Below are 16,788 nucleotides of genomic sequence, written 5' to 3' on the forward strand. Positions count from 1 at the left end.
CGGGAGCTCCCGGGTGACGAGCGTCGAAGAGAACACGGACCACACGGCCGACTCGGGACCCAGCGGATACGCCGCGGCCCGGCTGCGACTCCTCCAGGAGGAGTCGCAGTCCGGGCCTTCGCGCCGTTCCGCCCTGGCCGGGCTGACCGACGACTGGCTGAACGCCCTGTTCACGACCGCCGTACGGGAGACGGGCGTCCGCGGCGCCACGCTGGTGGCCGTCGGCGGCTACGGGCGCGCCGAACTCTCCCCGCGCAGCGACCTCGACCTGCTGCTGCTGCACGACGGCAAGTCCGAGCCGCGGGCGCTGGGCGCGCTGGCCGACCGCCTCTGGTACCCGGTGTGGGACCTCGGCCTCGCCCTCGACCACTCGGTACGGACCCCCGGCGAGGCCCGCCGCACCGCCGCCGAGGACCTCAAGGTGCACCTCGGCCTGCTGGACGCCCGCACCGTCGCCGGTGACGCCGGACTCCTCGCCGGCCTGCGGACCTCCGTACTGGCCGACTGGCGCAACCAGGCCGGCAAGAGGCTCCCGGAACTGCACTCCCTGTGCCGCGAGCGGGCCGAGCGGGCCGGGGAACTGCGCTTCCTGCTCGAACCCGACCTCAAGGAGGCCCGCGGGGGCCTGCGCGACGCCACCGCGCTGCGGGCGGTCGCCGCGTCCTGGCTGGCCGACGCCCCGCGCGAGGGCCTCGCCGAGGCCCGGCGGCGGCTCCTGGACGCCCGGGACGCCCTGCACCTGGTCACCGGCCGGGCCACCGACCGGCTCTCCCTCCAGGAACAGGACCAGGTCGCGGCCCAGCTCGGACTCCTCGACGCGGACGCACTGCTGCGCGAGGTGTACGAGGCCGCGCGCGTCGTCGCCTACGCCGCAGACGTGACCTGGCGGGAGGTCGGGCGCGTCCTGCGGGCGCGCGCGGCCCGGCCCAGGCTGCGCGGACTGCTCGGCGCCCGCGGGGACCGGGCGGCCGCGCGGGCACCCCTGGCCGAAGGCGTGGTGGAGTCCGACGGCGAGGCCGTCCTGGCCCTGGCCGCGCGCCCCGACCGCGATCCCGTACTCGCCCTGCGGTTCGCCGCGGCCGCCGCGCAGGCGGGCCTGCCCGTCTCCCTGCACGCCGTACGCAGGCTCGCGGCGCAGGGGAAGCCGCTCCCGGTGCCCTGGCCGGCCGAGGCCCGCGAGCAGCTGCTGACCCTGCTGGGAGCGGGGGAGCCGACGGTGGCCGTGTGGGAGGCCCTGGAGGCCGAGGGCCTGATCACCCGGCTGCTCCCGGACTGGGAGCGGGTGCGCTGCCGCCCCCAGCGCAATCCCGTCCACACCTGGACGGTGGACCGGCACCTGATCGAGACGGCGGTGCGGGCCTCCGCCCTCACCCGCCGGGTCGGCCGCCCCGACCTGCTGCTGATGGCCGCGCTCCTGCACGACATCGGCAAGGGCTGGCCGGGAGACCACTCGGTGGCCGGCGAGACCATCGCCCGCGACGTCGCCGCCCGCGTCGGCTTCGACCCGCACGACGTCGCCGTGCTCGGGTCGCTCGTACGGCACCACCTGCTGCTGATCGACACCGCCACCCGGCGTGACCTGGACGACCCGGCCACGGTCCGCGCGGTCGCCGAAGCCGTGGGCTCGGTGGGCACGCTGGAGATACTGCACGCCCTGACCGAGGCGGACGCCCTGGCCACGGGGCCGGCGGCGTGGAGCGCGTGGCGGGGATCGCTCGTGGCGGACCTGGTCGCGCGGGTCGCCGCCGTACTGCGCGGCACGGCCCCGGCGGCCGGGGAACCGGAGATCCCGACCACCGAACAGGAACGCCTGGCGGTCGAGGCCCTGCGCACCGGGGAGCCGGTCCTCGCGCTCCAGGCCCGCCAGGAGGACGACGCGGTCGGCGTGGACCTCGTCGTCGCCGTCCCCGACCAGCCGGGGGTCCTCCCGGCCGTGGCCGGGGTCCTGGCCCTGCACCGGCTCACCGTACGGGCGGCCGACCTGCGCTCCATGGAGCTCCCGGACCGGCTGGGCGAGGTCCTGGTGCTGCGCTGGCGGGTCGCGGCGGAGTACGGCGCCCTGCCGCAGGCCGCCCGGCTCCGTACCGACCTGGTCCGCGCCCTGGACGGCTCGCTGGACGTCCCGGCGAAGCTCGCCGACCGCGAGGCGGCCTATCCGCGCCGGCGCGGGGTGGTCCCGCCGCCGCCCCGGGTCACGGTGGTCCCGGACGTGTCCTCCCTGGCGACGGTCCTGGAGGTACGGGCGCCGGACGCGGTGGGCCTGCTGCACCGGATCGGCCGGGCACTGGAGTCCTGCGGCGTCCGCGTCCGCAGCGCGCACGTCTCCACCCTGGGCGCGAACGCGGTGGACACGCTGTACGTCACCACCCCCGAGGGCAAGCCCCTGGACCCGGCGAACGCGACAGCCCTCGCCGGGCAGGTGGCGTCGGCCCTGTCGTAGCGCGGGGGGCCGCTGCGCGGAGCGGTCTCCCACCCGCCCTTCCACCGTTCCCCGGGGCTCCGCCCCGGACCCCGGCCCTCAAACGCCGGGCAGGCTGGATTTGCGCAGCAAATTCCAGCCCCGCCGGCGTTTGAGGCGCGGGGACTGGGGCGGAGCCCCGGGAGAAAGCCGACCGCAGGGCCGGATGGGCGGCCGGGCCGGATACCCTGGGGGACGACCACAACGCCCCCGACCCGAGGAATCGCGACCACCGTGTTCGATACGCTCTCCGACCGCTTGGCGAATACCTTCAAGGGCCTGCGCGGCAAAGGCCGGCTGTCCGAGGCTGACATCGACGCAGCGGCCCGGGAAATCCGTATCGCGCTCCTCGAGGCCGACGTCGCCCTGCCCGTCGTCCGTTCCTTCATCGCGAACGTCAAGGAACGCGCGCGCGGTGAAGAGGTCAGCAAGGCCCTGAATCCGGGCCAGCAGGTCCTGAAGATCGTCAACGACGAGCTCGTCACCATCCTCGGCGGCGAGACCCGGCGGCTGCGCTTCGCCAAGACCGCCCCCACCGTGATCATGCTGGCCGGTCTCCAGGGTGCCGGTAAGACCACCCTCGCCGGAAAGCTCGGCCTCTGGCTGAAGGGACAGGGCCACGCCCCGCTGCTGGTCGCGTGCGACCTCCAGCGCCCCAACGCCGTCAACCAGCTGAGCGTCGTCGCCGAGCGCGCCGGCGTGGCCGTGTACGCGCCCCAGCCCGGCAACGGCGTCGGCGACCCGGTCCAGGTGGCGAAGGACTCCGTCGAGTACGCGCGGACCAAGCAGTACGACATCGTCATCGTCGACACCGCCGGCCGCCTCGGCATCGACGCCGAGCTGATGCAGCAGGCCGCGGACATCCGCGACGCCGTCAGCCCCGACGAGATCCTCTTCGTCGTCGACGCCATGATCGGTCAGGACGCGGTCAACACCGCCGAGGCCTTCCGCGACGGTGTCGGCTTCGACGGCGTCGTGCTCTCCAAGCTCGACGGTGACGCCCGAGGCGGTGCTGCGCTCTCCATCGCGCACGTCACCGGCAAGCAGATCATGTTCGCCTCGAACGGCGAGAAGCTCGACGAGTTCGACGCGTTCCACCCCGACCGCATGGCGGGCCGGATCCTCGACATGGGTGACATGCTCACCCTCATCGAGCAGGCCGAGAAGACCTTCTCGCAGGCCGAGGCCGAGAAGATGGCGGCCAAGCTCGCCAAGGGCCCCAAGGAGTTCACGCTCGACGACTTCCTGGCCCAGATGGAGCAGGTCCGCAAGATGGGCTCCATCTCCAAGCTGCTCGGCATGCTGCCCGGCATGGGTCAGATCAAGGACCAGATCAACAACATCGACGAGCGTGACGTCGACCGCACCGCCGCGATCATCAAGTCGATGACCCCGGCCGAGCGCCACGACCCGACGATCATCAACGGCTCGCGCCGTGCCCGTATCGCCAAGGGCTCCGGCACCGAGGTCAGCGCCGTCAAGTCGCTGGTCGAGCGGTTCTTCGACGCCCGCAAGATGATGTCCCGCATGGCCCAGGGCGGCGGCATGCCGGGCATGCCCGGCATGCCCGGGATGGGCGGCGGCCCCGGCCGGCAGAAGAAGCAGGTCAAGCAGGCCAAGGGCAAGCGCAAGAGCGGCAACCCGATGAAGCGCAAGGAAGAGGAGGCCGCAGCCGCGGCCCGCCGGGAGCAGGGCCCGCAGGCGATCGAGCCCGCAGCCGCCGGCAACCCCTTCGGCCTTCCCGCGGGCGGCCAGAACGGCGGGGACTTCGACCTTCCGGACGAGTTCAAGAAGTTCATGAAGTAACACCCGCGCAGGTGGGTGAGGAGGGCCCCGGCCGTGTCCGCACGGTCGGGGCCCTGCTGTTCTCCGCTGGGGCGATGGTCTGATTTATCCCTTATGGTCGGCCGGGAGGATGGCAGAAGGAGGCGCCCCGTGCCCAGCCCCACCCCCGTACCTCCCCGCGACAGGGCCGACACCCCCTGGCGCTCGGAAGGCGCCCCGCCCAGTCCTCCGCCGAAGAAGAAGGGGCTGCCCGGCGGCTGGCGGGGGCTGATCCTCGCGGCCCTGATCGTCTACCTGGTGGCCAACCTCGTGCTGTCCTTCTTCAACGAGGGGGACGAGCCGACGATCTCGTACACCGAGTTCAGCAAGCAGGTCGCCGCGGGCAACGTCTCGAAGATCTACTCCAAGGGCGACGCCATCCAGGGCGAGCTCAAGGCGAAGCAGCCGCTTCCCGACGGAGACAAGGGCGACTACACCAAATTCGTCACCCAGCGTCCGGCCTTCGCCGACGACGCGCTGTGGGCCGAGCTCACCAAGCAGAACGTGACCGTCACGGCCTCCCCGGTCGTCGTGCAGCGCAGCTTCTTCGCCAACCTGCTGATCTCCCTCGCCCCGATGCTGCTGCTGGTCCTCCTGTGGGTGGTCATCGCCCGCCGGATGGGATCCGGGATGGGCGGCATGGGCGCGCTGGGCCGCAAGGCCCCGCCCAAACCGGTCGAGCTGGAGACGGGTGCCCGCCGCACGACCTTCGAGGACGTGGCGGGCATCGACGAGGTCGAGGGGGAGCTCAACGACGTCGTCGACTTCCTCAAGAACCCGCAGGCGTACCGGAAGATGGGCGCCCGAATGCCCGGCGGGGTCCTGCTCTCCGGCCCGCCCGGCACCGGCAAGACCCTGCTGGCGCGCGCGGTCGCGGGTGAGGCCGGGGTGCCCTTCTTCTCCGCATCCGCCTCCGAGTTCATCGAGATGATCGTCGGGGTCGGTGCCTCCCGGGTGCGCGAACTGTTCACCGAGGCGCGCAAGGTGGCCCCCGCCATCATCTTCATCGACGAGATCGACACCATCGGACGGGCCCGCGGCGGCGGCAGTGCCATGGGCGGCCACGACGAACGCGAGCAGACCCTCAACCAGATCCTCACCGAGATGGACGGCTTCTCCGGATCCGAGGGCGTGATCGTCCTGGCGGCCACCAACCGCGCGGACGTGCTGGACCCGGCACTCACCCGCCCCGGCCGCTTCGACCGCATGGTGGTCGTCTCCCCGCCCGACCGGTCCGGCCGCGAGGCGATCCTGCGCATCCACACCCGGGACATCCCGCTCGCCGAGGGCGTCGACCTGGCCCACGTGGCCCGTACCACCCCCGGGATGACCGGAGCGGACCTGGCCAACCTGGCCAACGAGGCCGCACTGCTGGCCGTCAAACGCCAACAGACGCAGGTGACCCGGGCGGACCTGTCGGACGCCCTGGAGAAGGTCCAGCTCGGCGCCGAGAGGTCGCTGATCATGCCGGAGGAGGAGCGCCGCCGCACCGCCTACCACGAGAGTGGCCACGCGCTGCTGGGCATGCTCCAGCCGGGCGCCGACCCGGTCCGCAAGATCACGATCGTGCCCCGCGGACGCGCGCTGGGCGTCACCCTCTCGACCCCGGACGCCGACCGGTACGCCTACACCGAGCCGTACCTGCGCGGCCGCATCATCGGCGCGCTCGGCGGCATGGCGGCCGAGCACGTCGTCTACGACGTCATCACCACCGGCGCCGAGAACGACCTGGAGCAGGTGACCAACATCGTCCGCGGCATGGTCGGCCGCTGGGGCATGAGCGAGCGGATCGGCCGGCTCACCGCGATCCCCTCCGACGGGCAGAGCCCCTACGGACTCTCCGCCGCCCCCGCCACCCTCGACGCGGTCGACCACGAGATGCGGCGCATCGTGGACGAGTGCTACCTGGAGGCCTGCCGCCTGCTGGGCGATCACCGGCCGCAGCTGGACGCCCTGGCGGAGGCCCTCCTCGCGGCCGAGACCCTGGACGAACCGGCCGCCTACGCCGCCGCGGGCATCGCGCGGCTGACGAAGGGGCACGGCACCGACTGAGGAGCGGCCGTCAGTCCACCCGGGCGATCACGTACCGGAAGATGTTCGGCAGCCACACGGCGCCGTCGGACCGCTCGAACGGGTGAAGCGCCTCGGCCAGTTCCTTCTCCGCCAGCACGGGATCCGCCGTGCCGTCCGTGCCGTCGGCGCCGTCGTAGAGTCCGGTCGACAGCAGTCCGCGCACCGCGCTGTCCACGTCCGCGTACCCGAACGGGCAGAACACCCGCCCGGAGCCGTCCGGCCGCAGCCCGGCCCGCTCCACCAGCGCGTCCAGGTCCCGCGGCGCGGGCCCGCCACCGAGGACCGAGGGCACCGTGCAGCGCTCCGCGGGCCCCCAGTCGGCCAGTACCACCGCCCCGCCGCGGCGGACCGCCGGCAGGGCCGCCGCCAGGGCCGCGGGGGCCGGGGAGAAGGCGAGCAGGGCGTCGTACGGGCGGGGCGGGGCCGGCGGCTGCGGCGGGGCCGCCAGGACCTCCAGCAGCCGCTCGCGGGCCAGCGCCCGCCGGGCCGGATCCGCCTCCACGCCCGTGGCCACGGCTCCCCGCCCGGCCGCCAGCAGCAGGGGCAGCCCGGCCCCGCAGTCCAGGTCGAGCAGCCGGTCGCCCGGCCCGACCTCCAGCCGGTCGTAGACCGCCTCGTACAGCGGTACGAGCATCCGTTCCTGGATCTCCGCCCAGTCCCGGGCGACGAGCGTCGCCGTCGGCGTCGGTGTCATCGAAAGAGCGCTCCTGATTCCGTGTCGCCCCCTTGCCCCCGTTGCCAGAGAACTCCCCATTCGCCCCCGCGTCCAGAGGAGTGCGGCACCCGATTCACGCATCGTGTGCCGGGCGCCGTACGATTCGCGGCATGGCAAAGGCACCCGTTCTCACCCCGCAGGCGGAGGATTTCCCCCGCTGGTACCAGGATCTGATCAACAAGGCCGAGCTGGCCGACAACGGTCCGGTCCGAGGCACCATGGTCATCCGACCGTACGGCTACGGCCTGTGGGAGCGGATGCAGCAGGAGATGGACGCGCGCATCAAGGACGCGGGCGCCCAGAACGCGTACTTCCCGCTGTTCATCCCGCAGTCGTACCTGACGAAGGAAGCCGAGCACGTCGAGGGCTTCGCCCCCGAGCTCGCGGTCGTCACGCACGGCGGCGGCAAGGAGCTGGAAGAGCCGGTCGTCGTCCGGCCCACGTCCGAGACGATCATCAACGACTACTTCTCCAAGTGGGTCCAGAGCTACCGCGACCTGCCCCTGCTGATCAACCAGTGGGCCAACGTGGTCCGCTGGGAGATGCGCCCGCGCGTGTTCCTCCGTACGAGCGAGTTCCTCTGGCAGGAGGGCCACACCGCCCACGCCACCTACGAGGACGCCCGCGACTACGCGGCCCGCATCCACACGGACGTCTACGGCGACTTCATGACGAACGTGCTCGGCATCGACGTCGTGCTCGGCCGCAAGACCGCCAAGGAGCGCTTCGCCGGCGCCATCAACACCCTCACCCTCGAGGGCATGATGGGCGACGGCAAGGCCCTGCAGCTGGGCACGAGCCACGAGCTCGGCACCAACTTCGCCAAGGCCTTCAACACCCAGTACCTGTCGAAGGAAGGCAAGCAGGAGCTCGTCTGGCAGACCTCGTGGGGCGTCTCGACCCGCATGGTCGGCGGCCTGATCATGTCGCACGGCGACGACAACGGCCTGCGCGTCCCGCCGCGCCTCGCGCACGTCCAGGTCGTCGTCATGGCGATCAAGGGCGACGAGGCCGTGGCCAAGGTCCGTGAACTGGGTGCCCAGCTGAAGGCCGCCGGCCTGCGGGTGCAGGTCGACGACCGCGTCGACACCCCCTTCGGCCGCCGCGCCGTGGACTGGGAGCTCAAGGGCGTACCGGTCCGCATCGAGATCGGTCCCCGCGACCTGGAGGCCGGCACCGCGATGCTCGCCCGCCGGATCCCGGGCGGGAAGACCCCCGTGCAGATCGACGCCCTCGCCGACCTGCTGCCCAAGGTGCTGGACGAGGACCAGGCGCAGCTGCTGCGCGAGTCCCGCGAGCGCCGGCTGGCCCGCACGTCCGACGTCGCGACCATCGGGGAGGCCGCCGAGGCCGCCGTCGCCGGCGGCTGGGCGCGGATCCCGTGGGCGGACCTCGGTCCGGAGGGCGAGGCGAAGCTGGCCGAGCAGGCCGTCTCCGTGCGCTGCCTGATCGCCGAGGACGGGTCGGTCCCGGAGGCGGACGACGCCCCCGGTACGCTCGCGATCGTCGCGCGCTCGTACTGACCGGGCCGACCGGCTCCTGTGCCCCGGCGTGCGGCTCGTGCCGCGTGCCGGGGCCGGTTCATGTCGGCCGACCGGGAGGACGTGGTCGACGTTACGTACCGACTCCTCCTGAGATCGGCGCACCCGTCCTCGTCAGGACGCATCAGACTGAACTGACTGGTACGTGCAAAAAATTTGGAATGGCCCGGAATCGGAACACCCGGGCACTCCGGCTCGTTGTTACGACGTGAGCACGACACCACCTGTTCTCGCCGCAGAGCTGGCGCAGGCGTGGGCCGATATTCAGCGGTACCACCCCGAGCTGCCTGACCTTGCCGCGCCCGAGTCCCTGATCGGAGAGTCCTCGTCCGCCTGCGGCGCCGAGCTCTCCTTCGAGCGACTGCTGCACGAGGCAGTCCACGGCATCGCCGCCGCCCGCGGTGTTCGCGACACCTCGCGCGCCGGCCGCTACCACAACCGCAGATTCCTCGCGATCGCCGAGGAGATGGGGCTGGACCACTCCGAGGAGCCGCACGCGAGCAGCGGCTTCTCACTGGTCACGCTCAATCCGGAGGCGAAGCGCCGCTACCGTCCCACCATCGAGCGGCTGCAGCGCGCGCTGAAGGCACACACGGCCGCCACCGCGGCCGACACCAAGCGCAGCTTCCGCGGACCGGCCGCCCGGCACGGATCCTCCGGCGGCGGTGTGCGCGTCAAGGCCGTCTGCGACTGCGGGCGCAACGTCCGGGTGGTCCCCTCCGTGCTGGCCCAGGCGCCGATCGTGTGCGGAGGCTGTATGAAGCCCTTCCGCATCCCCGACGTGGCCATCGCGGCGGCCTCCTGACCGCCTTCCCCGTCGCCGCAGGGGTCACCGCCCCACGGCGAAGCGGGCGCCGGGCCACCGCCCCCACCGGGGCGGCCGCCGACGGCGCGCGCACGGGTGGTCCGTACCGCCGGGCGGGCACCGGTCCCACCCGCCCGGCTGAGCGCGCCGCAGGCGTATGGCACAATGGCTAGCTGTACTCGACAGTCGCATAGGACCCCTCTCTCCTCCGGCTGACGCGTCCATCGGGCACCCGAGTACCGCAACCCCACGTGGCATCTCATGTGCCCAACCACGTCAAGTTCAGGAGACACCACTCCAGTGGCAGTCAAGATCAAGCTCAAGCGCCTCGGCAAGATTCGCCAGCCGCACTACCGCATCGTCGTCGCCGACGCCCGCACCCGCCGGGACGGTCGCGCGATCGAAGAGATCGGTATCTACCACCCGACCTACAACCCGTCGCGCATCGAGGTCAACGCCGAGCGTGCGCAGTACTGGCTGTCCGTCGGCGCCCAGCCCACCGAGGCTGTGCTCGCCATCCTGAAGCTGACCGGTGACTGGCAGGCCCACAAGGGTCTCCCCGCCCCCGCGCCGCTCCTGCAGCCGGCGACGAAGGAGAGCAAGCGTCGCTCCTTCGACGAGTTCGCCAAGGCCCTCGAGGGCATCGGCGAGGGCAAGGGCGAGGCCATCACGCAGAAGGCGAAGAAGGCCGACAAGAAGGCGGACGAGGCTGAGGCCGCCGCCGAGTCGACCGAGGCCTGAGCATGCTCGAGGAGGCTCTTGAGCACCTCGTAAAGGGCATTGTGGACAACCCCGACGAAGTGCAGGTCGCCTCGCGCAACCTGCGCCGCGGGCAGGTGCTCGAGGTCCGGGTCCACCCCGACGACCTCGGCAAGGTGATCGGCCGCAACGGCCGCACCGCACGTGCTCTGCGTACCGTCGTGGGCGCCATCGGCGGCCGGGGGATCCGCGTCGACCTCGTCGACGTGGACCAGGTCCGCTGAGCAGTTGATTCACCGGCACGGGCCGGGGAGGGCGTTCGTCGCCCGCCCCGGCCCGTGCCGTTTCTGCCCCCGGGCAGGAGCGACCATTGATGTGAGCAACCACGCCGCAGTAAGGGAAGAGCACAGTGGAGTTGGTAGTCGCGCGGATCGGCCGCGCCCACGGCATCAAGGGTGAGGTCACCGTCGAGGTGCGCACCGACGAGCCGGAACTGCGACTGAGTCCCGGGGCCGTGCTCAAGACGGAGCCCGCGACGGCGGGACCGCTGACGATCGAGACGGGCCGCGTGCACAGCGGGCGGCTCCTGCTCCGCTTCGCGGGCGTCAAGGACCGCACCGGAGCCGAGGCGCTGCGCAACATCCTCCTGATCGCCGAGGTGGACCCCTCCGAGCTGCCGGAGGAGGAGGACGAGTACTACGACCACCAGCTGATGGACCTGGACGTGGTGCTGGCGGACGGCACCGAGATCGGCCGGATCACCGAGATCTCCCACCTGCCCTCCCAGGACCTCTTCATCGTCGAGCGGCCGGACGGCTCCGAGGTGATGATCCCCTTCGTGGAGGAGATCGTCGCCGAGATCGACCTGGAGGAGCAGCGCTGCGTCATCACCCCGCCGCCCGGGCTGATCGACGAGCGTGACGCCGTCATCGTCTCGACCCGGGACGAGGACGCCGCGGACTCCGGGGACGACGCCTGATGCGGCTCGACGTCGTCACGATCTTCCCCGAGTACCTGGAGCCGCTGAACGTCTCCCTGGTCGGCAAGGCGCGCGCCCGCGGGCAGCTCGACGTACACGTGCACGACCTGCGGGAGTGGACGTACGACCGGCACAACACGGTGGACGACACCCCGTACGGCGGCGGTCCCGGCATGGTCATGAAGACCGAGCCGTGGGGCGAGGCCCTGGACTCCGCGCTGGCCGACGGCTACGAGGCGGGCGCGCACGGTCCCGTCATGGTCGTCCCCACCCCCAGCGGCCGTCCCTTCACCCAGGAACTGGCCGTCGAACTCTCCGAGCGGCCCTGGCTGATCTTCACGCCGGCCCGGTACGAGGGCATCGACCGCCGGGTCATGGACGAGTACGCCACGCGCATGCCGGTGTACGAGGTCTCCATCGGCGACTACGTCCTGGCGGGCGGCGAGGCGGCCGTACTGGTGGTCACCGAGGCCGTGGCCCGGCTGCTGCCCGGGGTGCTCGGCAACGCCGAATCGCACCGCGACGACTCCTTCGCGCCGGGCGAGATGGCGAACCTGCTGGAAGGGCCCGTCTACACCAAGCCCCCGGTGTGGCGCGGCCGGGACATCCCCGAGGTGCTGCTCAGCGGGCACCACGGGAAGATCGCCCGGTGGCGCCGGGACGAGGCCTTCCGCCGCACCGCGCAGAACCGCCCCGACCTGATCGAGCGCTGCGAGGCCGCCGGCTTCGACAAGAAGGACCGGGAGATCCTCTCCGTCCTGGGCTGGCAGCCGTCCGCCGACGGCCGATTTTGGCGCAGGGCCCAGGCCGTGGAAGAATAGGCGGCTGCTGTGTGCTCGCGGGCGCCCCTGCCACAGGGGGACCGTCGTCCGCCGAGTCCCGCAGCTCCCGAATTCTCTACGGAAACCCGCACTGGCGACCTGTGGCGTCATGCGAAGAAAGCAGACGAAGAACATGTCTCACCTGCTCGATGGCGTCAACGCCGCCACGCTCCGCTCGGACGTCCCGGCCTTCCGCCCGGGTGACACGATCAACGTGCACGTCCGCGTGATCGAGGGCAACCGCTCCCGTATCCAGCAGTTCAAGGGCGTAGTCATCCGCCGCCAGGGCGCCGGCGTCTCCGAGACCTTCACCGTGCGCAAGGTCTCCTTCAGCGTCGGTGTGGAGCGTACCTTCCCGGTCCACTCCCCGATCTTCGAGAAGATCGAGCTCGTCACCCGCGGTGACGTTCGCCGTGCCAAGCTGTACTACCTCCGTGAGCTCCGCGGCAAGGCCGCGAAGATCAAGGAGAAGCGCGACCGCTGAGGTCACTCCCGGAGTTCGGAGGCGGCCGGATAGGCTCGCCCCCGATGGACACCGAAGCACCTCACACGCAGCGCGGCCACTCTTCCCCCGTCGAGGGGGACGAGCGGCCGCGTTTTGCGTTCTCCCGGAGCGGGCGGACGGCCGGCGGGCGGCCCCTCACCTGGCGCCGCGCCGGAGTGCTCGGTGTGGTCTGCACCGTCTTCCTGCTGCTGTTCAGCAATTTCGTGGTCCAGCCCTTCCTGATCCCGAGCCGTTCCATGGAGCCGACGCTCCAGGTCGGGGACCGGGTGCTGGTCAACAAGCTGGCGTACCGCTTCGGCGAACAGCCGCGCCGCGGGGACGTGGTGGTCTTCGACGGCACGGGCTCCTTCGTACGGGAACGCCCCGACGGCAATCCGGTCGCCGCCGTGCTGCACGGCGCGGCCTCGGCGCTCGGGCTGGCCGAGCCGTCCGACACCGACTTCGTGAAGCGGGTCGTGGGGGTCGGCGGTGACGACGTGGTGTGCTGCGACGCCGCCGGGCGGATCGCGGTCAACGGCGTGCCGCTGGAGGAGCCGTACCTCCAGCCCGGCGACGCGCCCTCGGCGGTGCCCTTCCGGATCGTCGTACCGCTGGGGACCCTCTGGGTCATGGGGGATCATCGTTCCCAGTCCCGGGACTCCCGGGACCACCTGGGGGAACCGGGCGGGGGGATGGTGCCGGTGGAGAAGGTGATCGGGCGGGCCGACTGGATCGGCTGGCCGCTCTCGCGCTGGGATTCCGTAGGCGGTGGCCATGGGTAGTCGGGGGCGGTCGAAAAAAGGCGGACGGGACTGGGACTTCGAGCCCGAACCCGAGCCGGAGCCCACCCCGGCTCCGGTGGTGACGGGCGGCCGGCTGGAAGGCGGCCGGGCCGAACGGCGCCGGACGGCCCGCAAGGTGCGCCGGCGGCGCCGCACGCGCCGGGCCGGCGAGGTGCCGCTGCTGGTGGTCGTGGCGCTGTGCATCGCCCTGCTCCTCAAGACCTTCCTGGTGCAGGCCTTCTTCATCCCGTCGGGCTCGATGGAGCAGACGATCAGGATCGGCGACCGGGTCCTGGTGGACAAGCTGACGCCCTGGTTCGGCTCCGAGATCGAGCGCGGCGACGTCGTCGTGTTCAAGGACCCCGGCGGCTGGCTCAAGGGCGAGGCGGCCCGTCCGCCCAAGGACCCGATCGTGGTCAAGCAGATCAAGCAGGCACTGACCTTCATCGGCCTGCTGCCCTCGGCCGACGAGCAGGACCTGATCAAGCGGGTCATCGGCGTCGGCGGGGACACCGTCAAATGCTGTGACAACCAGGGCCGGATCACCGTCAACGGATCGCCTCTCGATGAGCCGTACGTGCACCCGGGCAACACCCCTTCGGACATCACGTTCGAGGTGCAGGTGCCGGAGGGCCGGCTCTTCGTGATGGGCGATCACCGCGCGAACTCGTCCGATTCCCGGTTCCACCTCGACGAGGGGTTTCAGGGCACCATCCCCGAGAGCGGGGTGGTCGGGCAGGCCGTCGTGATCGCCTGGCCCTACGGGCACTGGGCCCGCCTGGAGCAGCCGGCGACCTTCCGGATGGTGCCCGATCAGGCACGGCGCGAGGGACGCGGCCGACGACGGCGCCGTCGGGGCGCACCGTTCGCATAGTGTGTCCTCGGTCTCCCGCGCCTTAGGGAACTCCCGCTCGTTAAGGGAGGGGAGGGCCCGTGCCCGATTCGGTGCGGGCGGCAATCGCGAGTGAGGAGTGGATGTGGGGGACGTGGCGGTAGGCGCACGGTCCGGACGCGACGAGGGCGAGGAGCGGCCGGACGACGCCGTCGAGCGCGAGGCCGGGGAGGACGGCGATGCCACGGAGCATGCGCACCGGTCCTTCTGGAAGGAGCTCCCGCTCCTCATCGGCATCGCCCTGCTGCTGGCCCTGCTGATCAAGACGTTCCTGCTGCAGGCGTTCTCGATCCCGTCGGCCTCGATGCAGAACACCCTGCAGATGGGGGACCGGGTCCTGGTGGACAAGCTGACCCCGTGGTTCGGCTCCGAGCCGGAGCGCGGCGAGGTCGTCGTCTTCCACGACCCCGCGGACTGGCTGTCGGGGCAGCCCACTCCCGAGCCGAACATCTTCCAGCAGGTGCTCAGCAAGATCGGCCTGATGCCGGACGCCTCCGAGAAGGACCTGATCAAGCGGGTCATCGCGGTGGGCGGGGACACGGTCGAGTGCAAGAAGGGGGGACCGGTCGTCGTCAACGGCAAGGAGCTGGACGAGCCGTACATCTACCCCGGCAACACCCCCTGCGACGACGCCCCGTTCGGCCCGATCACCGTGCCCAAGGGCAAGATCTGGGTCATGGGGGACCACCGGCAGAACTCCGAGGACTCCCGCTACCACCAGCAGGACTCCACCAAGGGCTTCGTCCCGGTGGACAAGGTCGTCGGGCGGGCCGTGGTGGTCGCGTGGCCGGTCACCCGCTGGGCCACCCTGCCGGTCCCGGACACCTTCGACCAGCCGGGAATCGGCAACCAGGCCGCGGCCACCGCGCTCGGCCTCGGGGCCGCCGGGCTGGCCCCGGTCGGGCTCGGCCCGGCCGCGCTGGGGCTCGTCGGAGCCGTCCCGCTCGTCATGTGGCGCAGGCAGAAGCTGACCAGCGGCCGTACCGACGGGTAGGGTGCCGCCCAGGTCGACGATCCCGAAGCGTAGGGGCGCTGCAATGGGCGGAACACAAGCAATACGCAGTGGCAAGGATGGCCGCGGCGGTCTCGGCAACGTGCTGTCGGGGATCGCCGTGGCCATCGGCTTTGCGCTCTTCCTGGGCGGCTTCGTGTGGGGGGCGGTCGTCTACCGGCCCTACACGGTCCCCACCGACTCGATGATGCCCACGGTGCGGCCGGGGGACCGGGTGCTGGCGCAGCGCATCGACGGCGCCGAGGTGCGCCGCGGGGACGTGGTCATCTTCACCGATTCCCAGTGGAGCGACTCCCCCATGGTCAAGCGGGTCGTCGGCATCGGCGGCGACGTCGTGAAGTGCTGCGGCGCGGCCGGCGAGCTGACGGTCAACGGCACCCCGCTGGACGAGCCGTACGCCGACACCACCGAGCCGGAGACGGGCCTGGCCATGCCGCCCGGACAGACCGCGCCCACCGGGACCCCCTTCGAGGTGGCGGTCCCCGAGGGCAACCTCTTCCTGCTGGGCGACCGGCGGGCCGCCTCCCTGGACTCCCGGGCCCACCTTCAGGAGGCCGGGCAGGGGTCCGTGCCCCGATCGGCCGTCAGCGCCCGCGTCGACGCCCTGGCCTGGCCCTCCGTGACGATGCTGGAGCGGCCGGCCACGTACGCCGCCCTGCCCGGCGGGATCTCGCAGCCCGGGCCGCTGCGCCTCCAGGTGGTGACGGTGCTGGCCGGGGCCGCCCTGGTGGTGCTGGGGGCCGCGTACGGGCCGGTCGCACGGGTCCTCGCGCGCGGCCGGCGACAGGAGCGGGCCGGTGTCCGCTGACCCGGCGGCCGGGTCCGGCCGCCGGAAGGTGTCGCGGGTGATCCTGCTGGACCCGGCGGACCGGATCCTGCTGCTGCACGGCTTCGAACCGGCCGACCCCTGCGACGACTGGTGGTTCACCCCCGGCGGCGGACTGGAGGGGACCGAGAGCCGGGAGCAGGCCGCACTGCGCGAGCTGGCGGAGGAGACCGGGATCACCGAGGTGGAGCTGGGGCCGGTGCTGTGGCACCGCTACTGCTCCTTCCCCTTCGACGGGCGGCGCTGGGAACAGGACGAGTGGTACTTCCTCGCCCGGACCACCACGACCGAGACCGAGATGGGCGGCCTCACCGAGCTGGAGCGGCGCAGCGTCACCGGAGCCAGGTGGTGGACCTCCGAGGAACTTCTCGCGGCCCATGAGACGGTGTACCCGACCAGACTCGCCGAGCTGCTCCGTACGCTGCTCGACGACGGTCCTCCGGGTGAGCCGGTGGTCCTGGCCCCGGAAATCGTTTAGGGGCGCAGGGGCCTGGCGCACAATAGGGGGACGCACGGCTGAAGGGGAACATGCCATGAGTGCCGAGGACCTCGAAAAGTACGAGACCGAGATGGAGCTGAAGCTCTATCGGGAGTACCGCGACGTCGTCGGGCTGTTCAAGTATGTGATCGAGACGGAACGCCGTTTCTACCTCACGAACGACTACGAGATGCAGGTGCATTCGGTTCAGGGGGAGGTGTTCTTCGAGGTCTCCATGGCCGACGCCTGGGTCTGGGACATGTACCGGCCGGCCCGCTTCGTGAAGCAGGTGCGGGTGCTGACCTTCAAGGACGTGAACATCGAGGAGCTCAACAAGAGCGATCTCGAACTGCCCGGCAGCTGAGGGCCGGCACCGGCCGGGCCGCCTCACCCGCAAGG

The 16,788-nt window shown here is 71.7% G+C and carries 17 protein-coding genes; 16 read left to right on the top strand and 1 reads right to left on the bottom strand.

Annotated features, from left to right (window positions below; all coding sequences use genetic code 11):
* Positions 1–13: 13 nt before the first annotated feature.
* From JYK04_RS29805 to ftsH, 3 genes are all read left to right on the top strand, one after another.
* The gene (locus JYK04_RS29805; protein WP_189745532.1) at positions 14–2,440 is read left to right on the top strand and encodes a [protein-PII] uridylyltransferase; all 2,427 of its coding nucleotides are present in this window, start codon (positions 14–16) and stop codon (positions 2,438–2,440) included.
* Between the two features lie 252 nt (positions 2,441–2,692).
* A complete protein-coding gene (gene ffh, locus JYK04_RS29810; RefSeq protein WP_189745534.1) occupies positions 2,693–4,264 on the top strand; it encodes a signal recognition particle protein in 1,572 nt (523 codons plus the stop codon).
* 129 nt (positions 4,265–4,393) lie between these two features.
* On the top strand, positions 4,394–6,334 hold the full coding sequence (gene ftsH / locus JYK04_RS29815; RefSeq protein WP_229876753.1) for an ATP-dependent zinc metalloprotease FtsH: 1,941 nt from the start codon (positions 4,394–4,396) through the stop codon (positions 6,332–6,334).
* 10 nt (positions 6,335–6,344) lie between these two features.
* Here the strand turns inward: ftsH and JYK04_RS29820 are convergent, their stop codons facing one another.
* A complete protein-coding gene (locus JYK04_RS29820; protein ID WP_229876754.1) occupies positions 6,345–7,049 on the bottom strand; it encodes an SAM-dependent methyltransferase in 705 nt (234 codons plus the stop codon).
* A 131-nt stretch (positions 7,050–7,180) separates the two neighbouring features.
* Between JYK04_RS29820 and proS the strand changes: the two genes are divergently transcribed.
* The 13 genes from proS (at position 7,181) to JYK04_RS29885 (ending at position 16,753) form a co-directional block, all read left to right on the top strand.
* Positions 7,181–8,593 (top strand): proline--tRNA ligase, encoded by a 1,413-nt coding sequence (gene proS / locus JYK04_RS29825; RefSeq protein WP_030718486.1) that lies wholly within the window; start codon positions 7,181–7,183, stop codon positions 8,591–8,593.
* A gap of 226 nt (positions 8,594–8,819) precedes the next feature.
* Positions 8,820–9,416 (top strand): hypothetical protein, encoded by a 597-nt coding sequence (locus JYK04_RS29830; protein ID WP_030012572.1) that lies wholly within the window; start codon positions 8,820–8,822, stop codon positions 9,414–9,416.
* 300 nt (positions 9,417–9,716) lie between these two features.
* Positions 9,717–10,157 carry a 30S ribosomal protein S16 gene (rpsP, locus tag JYK04_RS29835; RefSeq protein ID WP_030011890.1) on the top strand — a complete coding sequence of 147 codons (441 nt, stop codon included), beginning with the start codon at positions 9,717–9,719 and terminating at the stop codon, positions 10,155–10,157.
* Between the two features lie 2 nt (positions 10,158–10,159).
* Complete coding sequence (locus tag JYK04_RS29840) at positions 10,160–10,399, top strand: RNA-binding protein (RefSeq protein WP_030011889.1); 240 nt, start codon at positions 10,160–10,162, stop codon at positions 10,397–10,399.
* 125 nt (positions 10,400–10,524) lie between these two features.
* A complete protein-coding gene (gene rimM / locus JYK04_RS29845; protein WP_189745540.1) occupies positions 10,525–11,094 on the top strand; it encodes a ribosome maturation factor RimM in 570 nt (189 codons plus the stop codon).
* Positions 11,094–11,915, top strand: a complete 822-nt coding sequence (gene trmD, locus JYK04_RS29850) for a tRNA (guanosine(37)-N1)-methyltransferase TrmD (protein ID WP_189745542.1) — start codon at positions 11,094–11,096, stop codon at positions 11,913–11,915. Before rimM ends, trmD begins: the two co-directional genes overlap by 1 nt.
* 133 nt (positions 11,916–12,048) lie before the next feature.
* Positions 12,049–12,399, top strand: a complete 351-nt coding sequence (gene rplS, locus JYK04_RS29855) for a 50S ribosomal protein L19 (protein WP_030011886.1) — start codon at positions 12,049–12,051, stop codon at positions 12,397–12,399.
* A gap of 44 nt (positions 12,400–12,443) precedes the next feature.
* Positions 12,444–13,181, top strand: coding sequence for a signal peptidase I (gene lepB, locus JYK04_RS29860; RefSeq protein ID WP_189745544.1), 738 nt, complete (start codon positions 12,444–12,446; stop codon positions 13,179–13,181).
* A complete protein-coding gene (gene lepB / locus JYK04_RS29865) occupies positions 13,174–14,055 on the top strand; it encodes a signal peptidase I (protein WP_189745546.1) in 882 nt (293 codons plus the stop codon). The genes lepB (JYK04_RS29860) and lepB (JYK04_RS29865) overlap by 8 nt, the downstream gene beginning before the upstream one ends.
* Positions 14,056–14,167: 112 nt before the next feature.
* Positions 14,168–15,067 carry a signal peptidase I gene (gene lepB, locus JYK04_RS29870; protein WP_189745548.1) on the top strand — a complete coding sequence of 300 codons (900 nt, stop codon included), beginning with the start codon at positions 14,168–14,170 and terminating at the stop codon, positions 15,065–15,067.
* Positions 15,068–15,110: 43 nt separating this feature from the next.
* Entirely contained in the window at positions 15,111–15,893 is a 783-nt protein-coding gene (gene lepB / locus JYK04_RS29875) for a signal peptidase I (protein WP_189745550.1), read from the top strand.
* Positions 15,883–16,389, top strand: coding sequence for an NUDIX hydrolase (locus JYK04_RS29880; protein ID WP_189745552.1), 507 nt, complete (start codon positions 15,883–15,885; stop codon positions 16,387–16,389). Before lepB (JYK04_RS29875) ends, JYK04_RS29880 begins: the two co-directional genes overlap by 11 nt.
* A gap of 55 nt (positions 16,390–16,444) precedes the next feature.
* A complete protein-coding gene (locus tag JYK04_RS29885) occupies positions 16,445–16,753 on the top strand; it encodes a DUF2469 domain-containing protein (protein WP_005311352.1) in 309 nt (102 codons plus the stop codon).
* Positions 16,754–16,788 lie beyond the last annotated feature (35 nt).

This window comes from Streptomyces nojiriensis (assembly GCF_017639205.1).
GTDB lineage: Bacteria > Actinomycetota > Actinomycetes > Streptomycetales > Streptomycetaceae > Streptomyces > Streptomyces nojiriensis.

Bases quoted from the DNA above. Each gene is read 5' to 3' on its own strand.
- JYK04_RS29820 (WP_229876754.1), bottom strand. From the start codon at position 7,049: ATGACACCGACGCCGACGGCGACGCTCGTCGCCCGGGACTGGGCGGAG.
- proS (WP_030718486.1), top strand. From the start codon at position 7,181: ATGGCAAAGGCACCCGTTCTCACCCCGCAGGCGGAGGATTTCCCCCGC.
- JYK04_RS29840 (WP_030011889.1), top strand. From the start codon at position 10,160: ATGCTCGAGGAGGCTCTTGAGCACCTCGTAAAGGGCATTGTGGACAAC.
- trmD (WP_189745542.1), top strand. From the start codon at position 11,094: ATGCGGCTCGACGTCGTCACGATCTTCCCCGAGTACCTGGAGCCGCTG.
- rplS (WP_030011886.1), top strand. From the start codon at position 12,049: ATGTCTCACCTGCTCGATGGCGTCAACGCCGCCACGCTCCGCTCGGAC.
- lepB (WP_189745544.1), top strand. From the start codon at position 12,444: ATGGACACCGAAGCACCTCACACGCAGCGCGGCCACTCTTCCCCCGTC.
- lepB (WP_189745546.1), top strand. From the start codon at position 13,174: ATGGGTAGTCGGGGGCGGTCGAAAAAAGGCGGACGGGACTGGGACTTC.
- lepB (WP_189745550.1), top strand. From the start codon at position 15,111: ATGGGCGGAACACAAGCAATACGCAGTGGCAAGGATGGCCGCGGCGGT.
- JYK04_RS29885 (WP_005311352.1), top strand. From the start codon at position 16,445: ATGAGTGCCGAGGACCTCGAAAAGTACGAGACCGAGATGGAGCTGAAG.